Here is a 20,025-nt window from a genome sequence, read left to right on the forward strand (position 1 = left end):
TTAAATCACCTAATGCTTCCAACATCCTTGTTATATTTACAGGGTGAATCGGCGCATCCCCATATTTTTCCTCTTATTGTTTACCCTGGCACAAACGGAATTACACCAATTGCTGAAATTACCGGTGTTGGTAGAACATTTCCGTGAACACCAACTCCGCGATCCACAAAAGAGTTTTATCAGTTATTTGGTTGAACATTATCGTGATGATACCGATCCCGATAATGATTACCAGCGCGACATGCAATTACCTTTCAAGACCACTGATTGTATCACCGCCATCAGTTTTATTTTTGTGATACCATCATCTTATACAATCGAAAGGGTATTCGCAACTACAGTCAAAGAATATAACATCCATCCCGACCATATTGCCGTTTGGCAGAACCTCGACAATATTTTCCAGCCTCCGCGCAACGCATGATCAGCGTTCTCTCTTTTTGATCATGTAATGTATATGTATGCTTAATAAAATCATTCGCTTTTCCATAAGGAACAAGCTGATCATCGGGCTATTTATTCTTGGCCTGGTTGGTTGGGGATCCTTATCGGTTTCCAGATTACCCATCGACGCTTTGCCAGATATTACCAGCAACCAGGTGCAGGTGATAACGGTTTCCCCAACGCTGGCAGCGCCAGAGGTTGAAAGGCTTATTACTTTCACCATTGAACAATCCACCGCCAATATCCCAGGTATACACGAGATGCGATCTATTTCGCGCTTCGGACTAAGTGTGGTGACCATCGTTTTTGATGACGATACAGATATTTACTGGGCCCGGCAGCAGGTAGCTGAAAGACTTACCGTCATCAAGGAGCAGATCCCGGCCGGTTCAGGTATTCCGGAAATGGCTCCGTCTACAACAGGTTTGGGGGAGATATACCAGTATGTGGTTAAACCCAAAAAAGGCTATGAACAAAAGTATGATCTTACTGAATTGAGGTCCATTCAGGATTGGATCATCCGCAGGCAACTCCTGGGCACCAAAGGTGTTGCCGATGTAAGCAGTTTTGGTGGCAAACTCAAGCAATATGAAGTGGCAGTAATGCCCGATAAACTTAAAAGCTTCAATACCTCCATTGCTGAAGTGTTTTCTGCCCTTGAACAGAACAACCAGAATTCGGGGGGATCCTATATAGAAAAACAATCTACCGCACTTTTTATCCGCACAGAAGGACTGGCAGCCTCACTTGATGATATACGTTCCATTTTCATCAAACATACTACAGGAGGAATTCCTGTGTATCTCCGCGACGTTGCAGAGGTTCGTATCGGGCACGCAGTGCGCTATGGCGCCATGGTCTATAAAGATGAAGGTGAAGTGCCAGGTGCGGTTGTACTCATGCTTAAAGGGGCAAACGCATCTCAGGTTGTAAAGGATGTAAAGATCAAGATGGAGGCTATCAAAAAGACCTTACCCGAAGGTGTTGAAGTAGAAACATTCTATGATCGTACCAAAATGGTTACCAACGCCATCAGTACAGTTAAGAAGAACCTGCTGGAAGGTGCTTTGATCGTTGTCTTTGTTTTGGTACTGTTTCTGGGTAACCTGCGGGCCGGACTCATCGTAGCATCAGTGATTCCTCTTGCCATGTTATTTGCTGTGATCATGATGAATATTTTTGGGGTTTCGGGAAACCTTATGAGCCTCGGTGCACTTGACTTCGGCTTAATTGTTGACGGAGCTGTAATTATTGTAGAAGCTGTAATGCATCGTTTGTATCATACAAAACATGTCCAAACAGCTAAGCTGGAAATCACTGCTGCAGAAATGGATAATGAGGTTGGATCAGCTGCCGGTAAAATGATGAATGCCGCCGTATTTGGACAGATCATCATTCTTATTGTTTATCTGCCCATCCTTTCACTGGTAGGTATTGAAGGGAAGATGTTCAAGCCTATGGCGCAAACAGTTGCCTTTGCCCTCATAGGGGCATTCATACTCTCACTTACCTATGTGCCCATGATGACGGCACTGGTGCTAAGTAAAAAACGGAGGCATAAACAAAACCTCTCTGACAGGATGATGGATCGTTTGCAGGGCCTGTACAAACCGTCATTACAAAAAGCACTTGCATACCCCAAAACGATAGCTATGATTGCAGTGCTGATGTTTGTGATGGCAATTTTTATTATGACGCGAATGGGAGGTGAGTTCATCCCCGAACTCGAAGAAGGTGATTTCGCCGTTGATACAAGAGTGCTGGTAGGAAGTTCCCTCACCGCATCGGTAAAAACTTCGCAACAAGGAGCGTCACTATTACTGAAAAAATACCCGGAGATTGAAAAAATTGTAACACGTATTGGGGCAGGAGAAATACCTACTGATCCTATGCCCATTGAAATGGGAGATATGATTATACTCCTGAAGGATAAAAAGGAATGGACAAGCGCAAAAAGTTTTGATGAGCTGGCCTCAAAAATGAGTGCTACTTTATCCCAAATTCCCGGACTCACAGCAGGATTTCAATTTCCTGTGCAAATGCGGTTCAATGAACTTATATCAGGTGCCCGCCAGGATGTGGTTTGTAAGATCTTTGGCGAAGACCTTGATTCACTTGCCGCCTATGCCCATCGCCTTGGCCGTATCATTGGTAACGTAGATGGCGCCACCGATATTTTTGTAGAAACAGTTACTGGTTTGCCGCAGATCATCATTAAATACGACAGGGCTGCTATGAGCCGTTATCAATTGAATATTACTGATGTGAACAGATTGATCCGTGCAGGATTTGCTGGTGAAAGCGCGGGGATGATCTATGAGAATGAACGAAGGTATGAGCTGGTGGTCAGATTGCAGGCAGAGGGCAGGGAACAGGTGAGTGATATTAATGAATTACTTATTCCAACACCCATGGGATCACAGATTCCGCTGGCACAGGTTGCCTCCATTGAAGTGAAAGATGGTCCCAACCAGATCCAGCGTGAAGATGCTAAAAGAAGGATCGTAGTCGGCTTCAATGTGAGAGGCAGAGATGTGGAGAGCATAGTGGAGGAATTGCAGAATAAAACCAATCAACAGCTTGATCTTCCACCCGGATATTATATTCATTATGGTGGACAGTTCCAGAATCTGCAGGATGCGAAACAGCGCTTATCCATTGCCGTTCCTGTTGCCTTATTGCTTATTTTCCTGATGCTTTATTTTTCCTTTGGCTCAATGCGGCATGGACTGCTGATCTTCTCCGCCATCCCCTTATCTGCTATAGGTGGTGTGCTGGCGCTCTCCCTGCGCGGAATGCCATTCAGTATTTCTGCCGGTATAGGATTTATAGCACTTTTTGGAGTTGCAGTACTGAACGGCATTGTATTGATTTCAGAGTTCAATCGACTTAAACAATCAGGAATCACTGATATTAAACAATTGGTAATGGAAGGAACCGCACTCCGGTTAAGACCAGTATTGATGACAGCCGCTGTAGCCTCACTCGGATTTTTGCCAATGGCGCTCAGCTATGGTCCGGGTGCAGAAGTTCAGCGGCCCCTTGCTACCGTGGTCATTGGAGGGCTTCTCACTGCTACCTTCCTTACACTGCTTGTATTGCCGGTTTTATATGTGTGGGTGGAGAAAATGCCTGTCCGGAAATTGCGTAAACATGCTGTGATCCTGATTCCTCTCATCGTATTGGGATCATATAACACAATGGCACAACCAACAAATGACCGGCGTGCTACATTGGATTCACTGCTTCAAATGGCCGATCGTAATAATCTTCTGCTTCAGTCGGCCCGTAAAAAGACCGACTACTGGAAAGCACTGGAAAGCGCCACCATAGAACCCGGTAAAACACAGGTTGGTATTGAATACGGCAACATAAACAGTCTTAATACAGATAACAGGTTCTCTTTGAGCCAGGGCTTTTCATTACCCGTTGTTTATCGTCGCCAGAAAGAACTCTACATGCAGCAACGTAATGGACAGGAGGCAATGGTTGCGGTTAAACAGGTTGATATTCGCCGCCAGGTTCAATGGTTATTTTACCAATTGGTTGACCTGGAAGAAAGGGAAAAGCTGCTCCTTGAATTAGACACGGTATATCTTCGTTTCCGTGATGCCGCAGCGCTAAGGCTAGAAGTGGGTGAATCTAATATGCTGGAAAAGGTTACTGCTGATGCTCAAATGGAACAACTCAGGTTACAGGGCCGTTTACTTAAAGCTGATCGTATTGCCCTGCAGGAGCAACTCGCAGAACTCCTGAATACAGAAACCCAATTTCTTCCACTCTATAATGATCCGCTTAACCCTTCAGCAATATTGCTTTCTGATTCATTGGTCAATCCGCTGCTTGCCTGGCAAACGCAACAAATTCAGATTGCACGGGCGGAAGCTGCTGTTGAAAAAGCAAACCTTACACCGGGTTTTTCCCTTGGCTATTTCAACCAGTCCTTTGTTGGCTATCAAACCAAAGATGGAATAAGCCAGGAATATTTCGGATCGGGTCATCGCTTTAATTCAGTTGGACTAACTGTTGCGGTTCCGATATTCATGAAGGCAACCAGAGCAAGGGTGAAGGCGGCTGATATAAATGCTTCCATCGCCTCCATTGATGCTGATCTTACCCGTCGTTCCCTTGAATCAAAGAAGCGGCAGTTGCTTGCCCAACATGATAAATACCGCCTTCAATTGGATTATTATCATACTGTAGGAAAGCAGCAGGCCCATGCCCTGCAGGAACAGGCAAGAATGGCCTTCACCAATGGTGAGATCGATTACCTGCAGTGGACTCAATTGATGAACCAATCGGTGACCATAAGGTTCACTTACCTCGAAGCATTGAAAGGCATGAACCTGAATACTATTGAACTAGAATATATCAACGGAAAAAAATGATCATGAGAAAGATAATATACTTCCTTACCCTGCTGATTGTTGCATTGGGATGCGCTTCCCCGCAAAAAGAAGAAGCACCTATGCAAACCGAAAAAGTGGTTACTGAAGTGCAGTTAAGCAAAGAACAAATTGCCAATGCCGGCATCGAAACTGGTAAACCGGTACTGTCAGATGTGAGTAATACTCTCAAAGTAAATGGTATCGTAGATGTTCCACCACAGAATATCGTTTCGGTTAGTTTCCCTATGGGAGGCTACCTGCGCTCAACAAAACTCTTACCTGGTATGCATGTAAACAGGGGCGAAGTTATTGGCATTATAGAAGACCAATCGCTCGTTCAGTTGCAGCAGGATTACCTGGTAACCAAAAGCCGGCTTCAATATCTCGCCAAAGATTATGATCGGCAGAAGATGCTGCAGGAAAATAAAGTGAATGCTGAGAAACAATTCCAGCAGGTGAGTTCCGATTACCAATCGGCCCAGGTGATGCTGAAAGGTTTTGCTGAGAAATTAAGATTGATCGGCATAAATCCCGAATCGCTCTCTGACTCAAAGCTTAGTCGCTCCGTTGCCATCCGTTCACCCATTAACGGATATGTTTCAAAAGTAAATGTCAATATTGGTAAATATGTAAACCCAACCGATGTTCTTTTTGAATTGATCAACCCGGCAGATATTCATGCTGCACTTACTGTGTTTGAAAAAGATATCAATAAGGTGAGGGTGGGACAAAAAGTATCGATCCGGTTCGTTGATGATCCGGAGCGTATTTATGAGGGAGATGTGCTTATTTTCACCCGCAATGTTGATGAAAACAGGAGTGGTATTGTGCATTGCCATTTTGATAAAATGCCTTCCAACCTGATGCCCGGAATGTTTCTGAATGCCACCATATTCCTTGATAATGTTAAGGCATTGACTGTTCCGGAAGATGCGGTGGTGCGTTTCGGTGGCAAACTCTATGTATTTGAAGCTGTTGGAAACGACAGGTTCAATATGCTTGAAGTGGAAGTAGATTCCACCGCTTCCAATAACAGGCTTGCCATACAAAATCAACAAATTCCGTTAGAGAATAAAACCCTGGTCACCAAAAACGCATATGCTGTATTGGGGAAAATGAAGAACACTGCTGAAGAAGAATGATCATCAGCGGTAGGCTTCCCTCACTGGAGCCCAGGTGTCAATTACTTTACAATCTGTCAGTGCCAGCGCACTATGCGGAACATTAGCAGGTATCACCTGCAGGTTTCCTGCTTTGAACACGGTGGTGATGCCACCAATGGTCATTTCCAGTTCTCCTTCAAGGATATAAGTTATCTGTTCATTTTCATGGTAGTGTTCGGGAAGAACACTACCTTTTTTAATATCCCAAACTCCCAGGGTGCTTTTATCACCATGAAGAAATTTTCCGAATAGTCCGGGTAATACTTCGCGCGTGGCTATATCGTCAAGATGTAACATGTATATTTTTTTACTGTTCAAATAATGCAACGCTTCCCCCAACCCAATCCTTGTCTTTATTATAGCGCACGCCTATCATCTTACCCTTGCTGAGTCTGGCAAGGTTGGTAGCAGGCCGGGGCCGTTCCCATTCATCTTTCCAGATATACATTATCCGTATCTCTGCTTTTGCCGGAACATTTGGCGTAGGGATCACTTCCGCATAATTTACTTTCTTCTGCAATATCCAATTCTCCGGATCTTTAATTGACTCAATATCCGCCGTGGTAACGTCTATCACAACACCCTGTCCTGCAAAAGAAAACAGGGGCTTTAATACATAATTCTCAAGGTCGGCCGGAACCTGTTTCAGCTCGTTCAAAAACCAGGTTGCCGGAACATAAGGGTGACGTATAAAAGGCAGCGTAAATTTGCTGATGCGGTAGAACCAGTTTGGATGTGGCACCCATTCAACATCAAGATCCTGCGTTATATCAACAAAATTTCCAAGCTTATCTTTCTGTGCTTTCAGGTCATCAAAGATCACCCTGTTATAAATTCTTTTGACCTGGGTACGCACGCCATCTTTTTGATAATAGAGTTTTTTCCCTTCCTGTTCTAACTCGGTAATACATACAGGCTTAATTCCGGTATACTGCTCGGTGCAATAAAAATCGATCCGCGTTTTCTGCTGATGTGGAAGGATCTCCAGTAATATCACTTCCTCAGGATCATGGGTGCCCAGTAAAAGTTCTTTTAGATCTGCGAGATAGGTTTCGCGGTCATAACCCCCAAGAAACTGATTATAGTTATCCGGGAAAGGAAAATGTTTACGAAGATGGTCGGGATAAAATACCTGGAACCCATAGAGGGTAGGGAAGCCCTGCATTTCAATAAGCTGTGGCTCGAGCTCATTAGCACTGTTTAAGCATATCCCAAAGTCAAATGCTATCATGTGCGAATGTGCATTCTCGTTAGGAACAGTTTCTCCGGGTGGAATGCTTCTTTGTGTAAGTGAATGGAAATCTTCGTCAGTGATCACATCCACAATGCTTTCACATGCTTCTATCATTTTATCCCGAAATGATTTGTCGATAAAAACGGGTGTTTCAGCAACCCTGAACTCAATTGCACCAGGATAGGTGTTGTTCAGGTCATTCAAGAAAGCTTCATATTTTTCTGTGCTGAAGGAACTGTTGAATGCATTCCTTAATGATGGAACCATATTGATGCGGCTTTACCGAAAGATAAGAAAAATGACTAGACTTCCGCCGGAACAAGCTGCTCAATTGAATGTGCAATAAAGTTGGGAAGCACCTGTGAATAGGTCCAGAGAATTTTATCGGGATCATTTAGGTGTTCAATCATGCTTTCCCATTTTTCATAGCCATGGCTGGCGATGACGGTATTTTTTTTATCCTCCCGTTGCAGGTACATACTCATACCTATGGCATCCGCTTCGGGATGAAACTGTGTACCTACCATGTATTCGTTGAATCGTATTGCCATCATCGCTCTTTCAAATGGAACATGCGGCCTTTCTTTTTCAATGGCAAGGATGGTGGCACCCATTTTTCGGATAAGGGAATGATCGGGTTCTATCACCTGGTAATCGCGACTGTCAACGGCATAAAAGGGATCCTTCAGGTTAGCGAATACAGGTTCATTATGCGCACCTTCCAGCATGTGAACGGGGAATACACCAAAAGCTGTTGATTTCCTTTTTGCAACCTGGCCTACCTTGTAATGTCTGCAGGCCAGCTGGTAAGAGTGACAGATAAAAAACACGAATTTCCTTCTTACCGCGTCGGCTGATTTGTTATGGTCTTCCACCATACGTAACCAGTTGAAGTAGACCGTCTCCCATTCACTTCCTTCACTTTCGAGTGGTGATCCCGGCCCTCCACTCGAAATATAAATATCATAGCCCAGATCGGGTACCTGCTTGTTTATTCTTACTTCATATTCGTCCCATTCCAGTTCAACATGGTTGTATTCGGCATACTGATTAAGTATTTCCCTTATACATCTCATGCCCTGGTTTTCCACTCCTTCATAGAGGTCGAGGATCGCTACCCTGATATTGCTCAAAGCCCCTGCCATAGCTGCAAACATAAGAATTTTCTTTTCAACCACAGGAGGCCTGCATTGTTATCCGTTACGGTTCTTATTTTATCTCTTATATACAGCCTGTCCATTCACATATGTTGCGTTAACAGAAGTAGAGAGTATTTCTGCTTCCGGCATTTTCATTAAGTCTTTTTCCAACATAATAAAATCTGCATATTTTCCTTTCTCCAGACTTCCTTTCTCGTTTTCTTCAAAATTTGAACGCGCTGCCCAGATGGTCATTCCACGTAGTGCATTTTCCCTGCTAAGTGCATTCTCCGGCTGGTACCCACCTTTCGGAAATCCATTTGCATCTTTCCTTATCACCGCTGCAAAGAAGGTCTTGAATGGTGAGATATCTTCCACCGGGAAATCAGTTCCCAGTGGTATCCATCCATTCTGGTTCAGCAGATCATTAAATGCATAAGCTCCTTTCTCGCGCTCTTTCCCCAGGCGTTCACCCGCCCAATACATATCTGAAGTTGCATGAGTAGGTTGTACGGAAGGGATGATATTGTATTTTCCAAATAATGCGAAATCATCCGGATGCACTACCTGTGCATGTTCAATTCTCCATCGCCTGTCATTTGAACCCTTCAGGTATTTCGCATAGGTATTGAGGATAGTTCTGTTACCGCTGTCGCCAATTGCATGTGTACACATCTGGAAGTCTTTTTTATAAAGCAGCGCTGCTACCGAATCAAAATGCTCGGGCTTACTGAGCAGAAATCCTGTATGGCCGGCCCTGTCGCTATATGGCTGCAAGAGGCAGGCCCCACGTGATCCCAATGCTCCGTCGGCATACACCTTGAATGAACTAACATTCAGATATGGCGTTTTTATTTTCCCGTTTTTAAAGATGGCCTCGTAATTTTTTTTGCTATCACTAAGCATAGCAAACACCCGCATTTTCAGAGACCCCTCTTTATGCAGACTGTCAATAACACGCACTTCTTCAAAATCAAGTCCGCAATCATCTACTGTCGTTAAACCCATTGCAAAGCAATTGGCCTGCGCATCCATAAGCGCAGCTTTCATTTGCGTTTTATCAGGAGCAGGTAGTTTGGAATAGACCAGGTCAACGGCATTGTCTATAAGGATGCCCGTTAGTACCCCGTCCTTCACTTCTATATCGCCACCGGTTAGTGATTGTCCAGCCCTGATACCCGCCATCTCCAATGCTTTCTGGTTTGCAATGGCAGCATGACCGTCGATCCTCGTTAATATCACCGGCCGGTCGGGAAAGAGTCTGTTGAGTTCTGTATTGGATGGATATGATTTTTGTTGCCAGTCATTCTGGTCCCAACCCCTGCCAACCAACCATCCATCGGGATGCGATCCTGCAAAATTTTTCAGACTATCCAGGATAGCCTCCCAGCTTTTTGTTCCTACCAGGTCGGCTGTTTGTAAGCCAAGTCCATAGCGATAAAAATGGCAATGGGCATCGATGAGTCCGGGATAGATGAATTTACCCCCGGCATCTATTGTTTCTTTGGCAGTAAATATTGACAAAAGTGAATCACTGGTTCCAACGGCAGTGATCTTCCCATCTTTTACAGCCATCGCTTCATAGATGGTGAAACTGCTGTCGACACTGTAAATAGTGGCATTGTGCACCAGCAGGTCTGCTTCCTGTTTAGTTGTGCATGCAGGTAATAAATAAAGGAATGCTACAGCAGCTACAAGATTGCGTAAAAACATCAACATTGTTATTTATCAGTGAGTGAATTTTTCGGGATGCTTACGGTGATGGTCAGTTGCTCCCTGGAAAGCGCTTGCCAGTTCCAGCAGCGACGCTTCATCATATAAATTGCCGAGAAAAGTTATACTTGCCGGCGTTCCATTCGGGAGAAAACCAACAGGTATGCATAGAGCAGGGTGACCTGTAAGATTTGTCATCGCCAGTTGGTTGCCGCCGTAGGTAGGTACAATAACTACGTCATAATTTTCCATGAACTTATTCATTTGCTGCATGAGCAAACTGCGATGCCTGTTTGCATTTATATATTCCACAGCGGGTATAAGCCTTCCCACCCGAAAACTGTTGGGCCAGAAATTCTTATCCTGCCGGCGGATCAGGTCATCCCTGTTACTACGTGTTAGTTCATCAAATGCTGCCGCAGATTCTGCACTGATGATGGGGTCCATGATAGGGTAGGGATAGATCGTTGAATCCGGAAAATCTACTGCCACAATATTGGCACCCATGGCTCTCAACTGATCCAGCACTTTCGACTGCAAAGACACTGAGCCGAGCCGCTTGAAATAATTTTCAGCATAGGCGATCCTCATTTTTTTTATATCGCGGCCGGCATTAAAATTGAATGCATGCTCTGTGGCAGACGGGTCTTTTCCATCTGTTCCCTTTATATAATAAAAAACAATTGCTGCATCTTCTGCAGACCGGGTAATGGGTCCTACTTTGTCAAGGCTCCAGCTAAGCACCATGGCACCGGTTCTGCTCACAGAACCGAATGTTGGCCTTAAGCCTGTTGCCCCGCAGGTATGTGAAGGGGAGATAATTGAACCCCATGTTTCTGTGCCAATGGCAAAAGGTAATAGTCCCGCAGCGGTTGCTGATGCCGATCCGGCAGAAGACCCACTCGACCCATATGCTGTATTCCATGGGTTTTTTGTTTTACCGCCAAACCACTGGTCTCCAAAGGCAAGTTCTCCCAGCGTTAGCTTGGCACAGAGCACTGCTCCTGCCTTTCGGAGTTGTTCATACACAAATGCATTCTCCTCGATCACCTGGTCTTTATAAGGAACCGAACCCCAGGTTGTTTTATATCCTTTTACGGCAAACAGATCTTTTAATCCATAAGGGATGCCATGCAGCGGCCCGCGCCATTTCCCTTTCTTCAATTCCTCATCAGCTGCAGCCGCTTCCTTCATGGCGAGTTCTTCTGTAATGGTGATAACACATTGCAGGGTATCTCCCCATTTTTTTAATCGCCCGATGAAGAAACGGGTAAGCTCAACCGAACTGATCTTTTTAGCTTTCAGCAGTGATGCCAGCTCTGGGATGGAATAAAACGCCAGGTCTTCCTTATTGGCAGGCAGTACAGTATTTGCTGGTATGCGCCAGTTGAATTCTTTTTGCATGCCCGCAGTTCTTCCTGAACCCAGCGCGGGCTGGAAGCCAAATGGGTAGGCGAGGTCATTAGGTATTGGCTGTTTCCTTAGGCCTTCATACATTTTCAGGTTATCTTTTAACCCGTCGGCCATGGAATCTTTTTCGGCAGCGGTAAAGTCCAGTCCCGCAATAATCAAGGCACTGCTGATAGTTGCAGTGTCAATTTTCTGTGCGCTTGCGGGCATAACTGATATGCACGCAAACAGTAATAGCACTATTGGGTTTCTCATATTATATTTAAATTCCGTAGAGGAATTGCTCTCGGATATAATCAACAACTTCCACCATACTATTGGTTTCATTGTAGACCTTAAGTTGACGATCGGCACCAGTACCGGTTTCCAGTAAATTGGGAACCAGTGATAATATATGCCTGCTCCCAAGTTCATCAACCACATCATCCACAAATTCGAGGAGTTCATATATCAGTACCCTGGTATTCACTTCTTCCTCCTTACCGAAATCAATTAGTCTGCCGTCAAGTCCATACCTGCTCGCGCGCCATTTGTTTTCATTTATCAGCGCCCTTGAGTACTGAATGAAATTCAGGTTATTGGTGCGCAACTTATAGATCTTGGCACAGATGGCCTGGAACAGGGCTGCTATGATTATTGTTTCATGCGCCGTGAGCGGCACATCACATATCCGGAACTCAACAGTATTGAAAAAAGGATGAACCCGAAGGTCCCACCAGATCTTCTTTGCATTGTCGATGCAATTGGTTTTCACCAGCATCTTTACAAAATTGTCATAATCTTCGATGGTGGCGAAGTATTCGGGTATGCCTGTACGTGGGAACTTATCAAAAACTTTTGTCCTGAATGATTTATATCCCGTTTGCCTTCCTTCCCAGAAAGGAGAGTTGGTACTCAGTGCATAAATATGTGGCAAAAAATAACGCGTGCTATTGGCTATATGGTTAGCCATCTCACGATTTTCCATTCCAACATGCACATGCAGTCCGAAGATGAGGTTACTGCGTGCAGCTTCCTGTAATTCATTTACAATTTCGCTATAACGTACATGGTCGGTTATAAGCTGGCTTTGCCAATGACTGAAGGGATGGGTACCTGCGGCTCCCATGGCGAAACCCAGTTCACCGGCAACCTGTGAAATGGTTTTTCTCAGAATAGAGATATCATTAAGCGCCTCATCGATGTTTTTACAGATATCTGTTCCCACTTCCACCACGGCCTGGTGCATCTCTGCTTTAACCTTATCCTTTATGATCTTTTGTCCCTCGAGCACGATTTTCTGTTCGTGACTTTTTAGTTCGCGGGTCTGCGGATCAATCACCATATATTCTTCTTCAACGCCAAGTGTAAATTGCTGGTAATTGATAGATGACATAAGCAAGTTAGTTTTTCGATCCTGATCAGATCAGGGGTATTTTGTTGCTGCTTCTTTTTACATATTCACCCCAGGTTAGATTATCCATTCCCGGCTGAAATGACATAGCTTTTTCAATGGCATAATTAGCCGCTGTTTCTACCACCCAGGCAAAATTATCTTCTCCAACACTTTTTATTTCTGCATCAGGGGCAGGGTTGCAGAAATCGATAGCATAAGGAACACCATCACGAAGTGCAAGTTCAACTGTATTGAAATCATAGCCCAGATACTGGTTAATACGAAGCACGATCTCTTCCATCTGGGCATGCCTTTCCGGACTCGGTGAAAAATCAGCCTGGTAACGCAGGTGATGCGGATTGCGGGGTTCATAGGGCATGATGTGTACATGCTTTCCGCCAATGCAATAACAACGGTAATATTCATCGAACACGATCTCTTCCTGCAATAACATCACCAGCTCGCCGGTTTCATTATGTTTCTCGAAGAAATCATCCATGCTGGTAAGCTTATAAACGTTTTTCCAGCCGCCTCCCGCAAATGGCTTCATGTAAGCAGGGAAACCAGTATACTGAAATATACCTTCCCAGTCGAGTGGATAGGCAAGGTTGCTGAAACTCTGGTCAGTGGTATCTGCAGGCAGGTCCCTTGATGGAAGTATAACTGTTTTGGGAACAGGCACGCCTATTTTAGTGGCCAGCGCATTATTAAAGAACTTCTCATCGGCACTCCACCAAAAGGGGTTGTTGATAACTGTTGTGCCACTGATCGCGGCATTTTTCAGGTAGGCGCGGTAAAACGGTACATCCTGGGATATGCGATCTATGATCACTGCATATTCAGTTGGTTCGCCCTGCATAACCTTATCGATCCGTACAGGTTCTGCAACAATACCTTCTATATTTTTACTATTTACGCGCTCAATAAAGGCCATCGGAAAGCTGCGTTCCTGGCCAAAGAGGATGCCAATCTTTTTCATAAGTCTCTTGTCAGTTTAATGATTACTAACTGTTTTCAATATACTATTATTTAGCAGAAAACCCTTATTTTCATCCGCTACAAACATTCCCGAGAGAAACCGATATGAAGGAACTGATGTGCCCAGAAACAACACTCCCGATAGAAAAGCTGCATTTCGAAATAAGGTCCGAACACCTCGATCGCAAAGTAAAAGTTGACGCCTGGCGTCCCCGCTCTCTTTCCCCTGAAAGCTATCCTTCATTATTACTGATTAATGATGGGCAGGACATGGAAAAGGTGGGCCTCACTGATATGCTGGCCGGCATGGAAAAGTCAGGACACCTGCGCCCGCTAGTATGTGTAGGTATCCATGCAGGCGAAGACCGCCGGCTCGAGTATGGCACCGCCGGTATCCCCGATTATATGGACAGGGGTAATAAAGCCGACCTCTACACCTATTTTATTTTTGAAGAGTTGCTTCCCTTTCTTCGTAAGAAACTCGGCATCGCAGAGTTTGGCGAAAAAGCTTTTGCGGGATTCTCTTTAGGTGGATTGAGTGCCCTTGATATTGTATGGGCGCATCCCCATGAATTTACCAGGGTGGGAGTATTTTCAGGCTCTTTATGGTGGCGTAATATTGACCAGGATGATCCTGAATATGATGATGATAAACATCGCATCATTCACCAACAGGTAAGGAAAGGGAACTATGCCCCCTGGCTGAAATTCTTCTTCATGACCGGAACCCTTGATGAAACCAATGACCGTAACAATAATGGCATCATCGATTCTATTGAAGACACGATGGGATTAATGGATGAACTAGTGGCCAAAGGATATAGCCGCGAAAATGATATGGTCTACCTCGAACTTGCCGATGGCCGCCACGATGTGGCTACCTGGGCCAAAGCAATGCCTGCATTCCTGAAATGGGCATTCGGTAAATAAAATATTCCTGTTTTTCTGGCTAGCCTGTCCTACAATACAAGGAGGGTAAATCATGTCTATTCTTTAATCTATCCTAGGGTTATCCTAGGGTTATCCTGGGGTTATCCTAGGGTTTTCAGGCCATAAAAGCCTAGGATAACCCTAAAAATACCCTTGGAAAACCCAAGGATATTAATTATATTAGTCATAAAATGAACTGATATGGCAATCGCTAAAAGCTTTTTAATGAAACTTGCTTCCGGCCGCATAGGCAAGGACATTGTTATAAAAAAGAGAGGGGATAAGACCTTCCTCAGCCAATACCCGGATTTTAGCAAGCGGGTATTAACAGAAAAGCAGTTGAAGAATAACGAGCGTATGGAGCAAGCCAATTATTATGCCCGGGGTATTATAAGTGATGAAGCCACCCGGGATGCGGCACTATTAAGGTTGAATGTGACCCGTAATAAATTGTACACCTCACTGGTGCGTGAATTTTTTAAAGAGATGAAGGATACAGAATAACCCTTTAGTATATGCGTAAAAAAAGAGGCCGTCTCATATTATATGAGACGGCCTCTTTTATATTGATCTGATTATTATCAGAAGTTAAAACGAAGTCCAACCTGGCTGGTCCAGCGACTGCTGTTGAAAACACCATCGTTTATGGTGTAAGGCTTACCGTTAGTTGGTGGCGTAAATGTATAACGTGGAGTAAGATCTGAGCTATAGCTGGAAGCAAGGCTCAGGATACGGTAGTTATCATTAAGCGCAAAATACTGACGGCCCCAATCGCGGTTCAACATATTGGTGAAGTTGAACACATCGTAAGAGATCTGGAACTGGTAAGTCTTCTTGGCGATGCGGATATTGAAGTCCTGCTGGATCTTCAGGTCAATCACATGCGTGAAGGGAAGACGTGCACCATTTCTTTCAGCATACTGTCCACGACGCTTGCTCAGGTAGTCGTCATTTTCAATATAATCATTGAAAAGCGTCCACTGCTGGTCAGGAGTGAGGTTACCATTCTGAACGAAAATGATATCACTCTTATTCTGCGGAACATAGATCAGGTCATTGTCTTCGTTGTTGTCGTAGTCACGGATCATACCACGACTCATAACATAACTGAACGGTGCGCCACTCTGTCCATTATACACAAGCGAGAAGGTTGTAGCCAACATCTTGCTTGCATAAGTGATCTTCTTGGCGATATAGGCATTCAGTCGATGTGCGATATCAAAGTCACTGGTACTGCGGGTCATGTAATTGCGACCATAAACAGTTTCCATAAACCTCCACTGTGAAAGGTTCTGTGAACTTGTTCCTTCATTCATTACCACTGAATTGCCATAGGTATAGTTTGCATTGAATGCAAAACCTCTTCTCCATGCTTTGTCAACAGTAAAGGTGAAGTTGTAGGCAAATCCTTTTTTGCCATCGTTATTTGAAAGAAGGAAAACACCAGTATATGGATTGCTTCCATCAGGACGCATCGGGATGTTCTTAGGGAAGTTTCCGGAAAGTTCATATACAGGGCGTTTGTCAACACCTACAGACTCTAAAGTTGGAGGCAACAGGTTTACCTGCTTGTAATCGATCTCGTTGATATTCTTGGTGAATACACCTTCGATGCTCAGTTTCCATCCACCTTCCAGGTTCTTATCAACACCAAGTGATGTACGGAATACCTTGTTAAGGCGGAAATCTTTTGCAATCAGGTTAACTTCTCCTGATGGAAGCCTTGCCGTACGGCCAATATCTTCAAGTGTGTACTGGTCAAACGGATCAGGACGGAATGCAAGGTTAGAGGCATTCATACCAGCAAGGCTCACACCATTCTGGTTGTAAACACCACCAGGCCATACCAGGGGCACACGACCTGTAAATGTTCCAAGTCCACCACGGATGGTGATATTGTCTTCACCTATCTTGTAAGTGAATCCAACACGTGGATTGATAGACCATTTCGGATCAGCGATCTGTCCGCTTCTTGCACCCTTCAGGTCATAATACTGACTGATGGCTGCTACGGCAGTATCATTGAAGAAATTATCAGTACGTGGATCATCCAGGTAGATTGTATTGTCTGCACGCAGACCAAGATTAAGGGTGAAATTATCAGTAACCTTGATCTCATCGTTTACGAAAAATCCGAGACGGAGATTCTTGAAGGCTGCTGCTGCATTAACACTCGCATCCCCCGTTGCATTATCCACAACTGAATATGAACGGTTATAGGTTGCTGCGTTTTCTCCTTCTAAGAAATCTTCCAGGCTGTTGAATACATAAGATCCATAGTTCTGGCGAATGAAAATATTATATGAATCACTCAGCTCATTGTCTGTACCAATTGATAATGTATGCTTACCCTTATAAAGTTTGAACACATCGAAAATGGCAATATTCTTCTGCTCCAGCTTGTTACCGGTAGAAAATTCTTCTGTACCGAAGAACAACCTGTTGCTGCCATCATTGATGGTAACCCTTGGGAAGGCAGATCCAATTGGTCCGCGGTCATCAACAACATTCGTGAAAGTCAACAACAACCTGTTGTTAGCACCTTTGTTGAAACGGCTATTCAATTCCAATGATCCTGAGTTGGTCTTGTTAGGGATGATATAACCGTTATTATAGAAGTTGATATTCTGTGCAGTACTTCTGCTTGTATTATAACGCTCAGCGCTGTTATAACGGTAGCTGAGGCTGAGCTTGTGGCGGCTGTTGATATTCCAGTCTAATTTGGCTGCAACACGATCAGCATCCAGCTTCTCGGCATTATTCTCATAACCACCCGGATCATATCCATACTCGCTTATAAGAAAGGAAGAGAGTCCGTCTATATCCGATTTAGTGAGTGAACCACTGTAATCATCGAAGTTGAAAGGCTGTGGACGTTCATCGCGCTGCATTTCAGCATTCACGAAGTAGAACAATTTGTTCTTGATAATTGGACCACCAATACGGAAGCCATATGTTTTATTGCTGAAATCACTCAGCTTGGTTGCTGCATCTTTATCAACGCCGGGAGTCTTACCACTGAGGTCCTGGTTACGGAAGAAATAGTAAAGACTTCCCTGTGTTTCGTTGGTACCACTACGTGTGATGGCATTGATACCACCACCGGTGAAGTTACCCAAAGAGGCATCATAAGGTGATACTACAACCTGGAACTGGTCGATGGCATCTATTGAAATAGGGGGCGCGCCTGTTTGACCACCATTTGTTCCGCTGGCAGCAAGACCAAAAACGTCATTGTTCACAGCACCATCTATATAGAATGAATTGTAACGGTTGTTTTGTCCGGCAATAGCTACACCACCATCTCCGGTGATCTTAGCCTGGGGAACAAAACGGAGGAAGTCAGAAATATTACGGCCAACCGTTGGAAGGTTTGCCATTTTATCTCTTCCCACAGAAGTTTCTGTACCGCCTTTTCCAGTTTCGCGGGCACGGGCAACACCTGCTACAACTACCTCAGTAAGCTCAGTAGATTTGTCTGTGAGGGAAAAATTCTGCTGCTCTGTTTCACCGAGATCCACGAATATGTCTTCCCTGGTAACAGATTCAAAGCCCACGAATGATACCTGCACCCTGTAAGGGCCACCCGTATTGATATTGGCCAGGTCAAAACGGCCACCCGAACGGGTTAATGTGGTATAGACTGTTCCTGTTGGCACATGCGTCACGGTAACAGAAGCTCCTACAAGAGGATCTCCCGTTGCAGCCTTAACCGAACCGGTCATGCTACTGGTGGTTACCTGAGCGTTTGTGCTGATCGCGAATGCCAGGAAAAGGCATACTAATCGGACAATTCTCTTTAAAAACATAATGTGTGTGTTTTACAAATTTGCTGCAAAGAAAATGAATTATCCCCTAACTCCGTTAAGACAATATTAACAAATTGTAACCCATCCGGTATTTTAATGTTTAGCTATTGAATATTACCCATTTACCCTTAAATCATTCATCCGGGTTTGAATAGTAGTGATGGTCGTCACCACCTCTCAGTACTCGTTCTGAACAGGAGAGACTTATTATTGTTAGTTTTGCTTAAATATCTTGTATGCTGGACAGTATAGAAAGTGCCATTGAAGATTTCCGTAACGGCAAAATGCTGATTGTTGTTGATGATGAGGACCGTGAAAATGAGGGCGATTTTGTAATTGCCGCCCGGCATGTAACCGCGGAGGTTATAAACTTCATGAGCAAAGAGGGGCGGGGACTGATTTGTGCAGCACTTGTGGAAGACCGTTGTGATGAGCTGAACCTGGAAATGATGGTGAACAGTAATACTGCCCTTCATGAAACAGCATTTACGGTATCTGTCGACTTGCTGGGTCATGGCTGCACTACAGGTATTTCGGCCCAGGACAGGGCCCGGACCGTTCAGGCACTTATCGATCCGGAAACAAAACCATCCGATCTTGGCCGTCCCGGTCATATTTTCCCTCTGAGGGCAAAAAAGGGTGGCGTATTACGCAGGGCCGGACATACAGAGGCCACCATTGACCTGGCCAGGCTGGCGGGAATGGAACCGGCAGGGGTTCTGGTGGAAATTCTCAATGAAGACGGATCTATGGCCCGGCTTCCCGAACTGCAGGTGCTATCGGCTAAACTTGGGATCAAGATCATTTCCATAAAGGATCTCATAGAATATCGCCTCAAACGCGATTCACTTATTGAAGAAGTGGTAACAGTTGACATGCCCACCAAATATGGCCATTTCAAGATGGTAGCCTTCCGTGAAAAGCATACCCAAAACGAACATATCGCCCTGATAAAAGGTGAGTGGGAAAAAGATGAGCCCATCATGGTAAGGATCCATTCATCCTGTTTTACTGGTGATATACTTGGCTCGTTGCGATGCGATTGCGGTGACCAGTTACACAAGGCATTGGAAATGGTAGAGGCAGCCGGTAAGGGTGCAGTACTATATATGAACCAGGAGGGAAGGGGGATAGGGCTGATGAATAAACTCCGTGCATACAAATTGCAGGAGGAAGGTATGGATACCGTTGAGGCCAATCTCCATCTGGGCTTTCCCATGGATAAACGCGATTATGGCGTTGGGGCCCAGATACTACGATACCTCAATATCACCAGGCTTCGTTTGATCAGTAACAATCCCCGCAAACGTGCCGGCTTAATGGGATATGGAATTGAGATCGTTGATTGTATTCCTATTAATGTTAAGTCGAACCCCCATAATGAGAAGTACCTCAAAACCAAGCGCGACAAACTAGGCCATCGCATTCTGGATGCAGAATAA

Annotated in this window: 14 protein-coding genes; 6 read left to right on the forward strand and 8 right to left on the reverse strand. The window is 44.6% G+C overall.

Features of this window, described 5'->3' with window-relative positions:
- Window positions 1–43 precede the first annotated feature (43 nt).
- From V6M43_RS16035 to V6M43_RS16045, 3 genes are read left to right on the forward strand one after another with little or no spacing between them, the layout of a single operon-like run.
- Window positions 44–424, forward strand: a complete 381-nt coding sequence (locus V6M43_RS16035; protein WP_332736997.1) for a hypothetical protein — start codon at window positions 44–46, stop codon at window positions 422–424.
- Window positions 425–461: 37 nt separating this feature from the next.
- Window positions 462–4,832 (forward strand): CusA/CzcA family heavy metal efflux RND transporter, encoded by a 4,371-nt coding sequence (locus V6M43_RS16040; RefSeq protein ID WP_332736998.1) that lies wholly within the window; start codon window positions 462–464, stop codon window positions 4,830–4,832.
- 2 nt (window positions 4,833–4,834) lie between these two features.
- Window positions 4,835–5,974 carry an efflux RND transporter periplasmic adaptor subunit gene (locus V6M43_RS16045; protein WP_332737000.1) on the forward strand — a complete coding sequence of 380 codons (1,140 nt, stop codon included), beginning with the start codon at window positions 4,835–4,837 and terminating at the stop codon, window positions 5,972–5,974.
- Between the two features lie 3 nt (window positions 5,975–5,977).
- On the opposite strand, the gene V6M43_RS16050 is transcribed toward V6M43_RS16045, so the two are convergent.
- From V6M43_RS16050 to V6M43_RS16080, 7 genes are read right to left on the reverse strand one after another with little or no spacing between them, the layout of a single operon-like run.
- Entirely contained in the window at window positions 5,978–6,292 is a 315-nt protein-coding gene (locus tag V6M43_RS16050) for a cupin domain-containing protein (protein ID WP_332737002.1), read from the reverse strand.
- Window positions 6,293–6,302: 10 nt separating this feature from the next.
- Window positions 6,303–7,496 (reverse strand): hypothetical protein, encoded by a 1,194-nt coding sequence (locus V6M43_RS16055; protein WP_332737004.1) that lies wholly within the window; start codon window positions 7,494–7,496, stop codon window positions 6,303–6,305.
- A gap of 35 nt (window positions 7,497–7,531) precedes the next feature.
- Window positions 7,532–8,386 (reverse strand): type 1 glutamine amidotransferase, encoded by an 855-nt coding sequence (locus V6M43_RS16060; protein ID WP_332737006.1) that lies wholly within the window; start codon window positions 8,384–8,386, stop codon window positions 7,532–7,534.
- A gap of 57 nt (window positions 8,387–8,443) precedes the next feature.
- Window positions 8,444–10,081, reverse strand: a complete 1,638-nt coding sequence (locus tag V6M43_RS16065) for an amidohydrolase (protein ID WP_332737008.1) — start codon at window positions 10,079–10,081, stop codon at window positions 8,444–8,446.
- Between the two features lie 15 nt (window positions 10,082–10,096).
- Window positions 10,097–11,746 (reverse strand): amidase, encoded by a 1,650-nt coding sequence (locus tag V6M43_RS16070; protein ID WP_332737010.1) that lies wholly within the window; start codon window positions 11,744–11,746, stop codon window positions 10,097–10,099.
- Window positions 11,747–11,753: 7 nt separating this feature from the next.
- Window positions 11,754–12,866, reverse strand: a complete 1,113-nt coding sequence (locus V6M43_RS16075; RefSeq protein ID WP_332737012.1) for a carboxylate-amine ligase — start codon at window positions 12,864–12,866, stop codon at window positions 11,754–11,756.
- Between the two features lie 25 nt (window positions 12,867–12,891).
- The gene (locus V6M43_RS16080) at window positions 12,892–13,845 is read right to left on the reverse strand and encodes an ATP-grasp domain-containing protein (RefSeq protein WP_332737014.1); all 954 of its coding nucleotides are present in this window, start codon (window positions 13,843–13,845) and stop codon (window positions 12,892–12,894) included.
- Window positions 13,846–13,949: 104 nt separating this feature from the next.
- Between V6M43_RS16080 and V6M43_RS16085 the strand changes: the two genes are divergently transcribed.
- Window positions 13,950–14,774, forward strand: coding sequence for an alpha/beta hydrolase (locus V6M43_RS16085; RefSeq protein WP_332737016.1), 825 nt, complete (start codon window positions 13,950–13,952; stop codon window positions 14,772–14,774).
- Window positions 14,775–14,975: 201 nt separating this feature from the next.
- A complete protein-coding gene (locus V6M43_RS16090) occupies window positions 14,976–15,278 on the forward strand; it encodes a hypothetical protein (protein ID WP_332737018.1) in 303 nt (100 codons plus the stop codon).
- A gap of 77 nt (window positions 15,279–15,355) precedes the next feature.
- On the opposite strand, the gene V6M43_RS16095 is transcribed toward V6M43_RS16090, so the two are convergent.
- Entirely contained in the window at window positions 15,356–18,583 is a 3,228-nt protein-coding gene (locus V6M43_RS16095; RefSeq protein ID WP_332737020.1) for a TonB-dependent receptor, read from the reverse strand.
- Window positions 18,584–18,819: 236 nt separating this feature from the next.
- On the opposite strand from V6M43_RS16095, the gene V6M43_RS16100 reads away from it, so the two are divergent.
- Window positions 18,820–20,025 carry a bifunctional 3,4-dihydroxy-2-butanone-4-phosphate synthase/GTP cyclohydrolase II gene (locus tag V6M43_RS16100; protein ID WP_332737022.1) on the forward strand — a complete coding sequence of 402 codons (1,206 nt, stop codon included), beginning with the start codon at window positions 18,820–18,822 and terminating at the stop codon, window positions 20,023–20,025.

The sequence above is a fragment of the Flavihumibacter sp. genome (genome assembly GCF_036676075.1).
Lineage (GTDB): Bacteria > Bacteroidota > Bacteroidia > Chitinophagales > Chitinophagaceae > Flavihumibacter.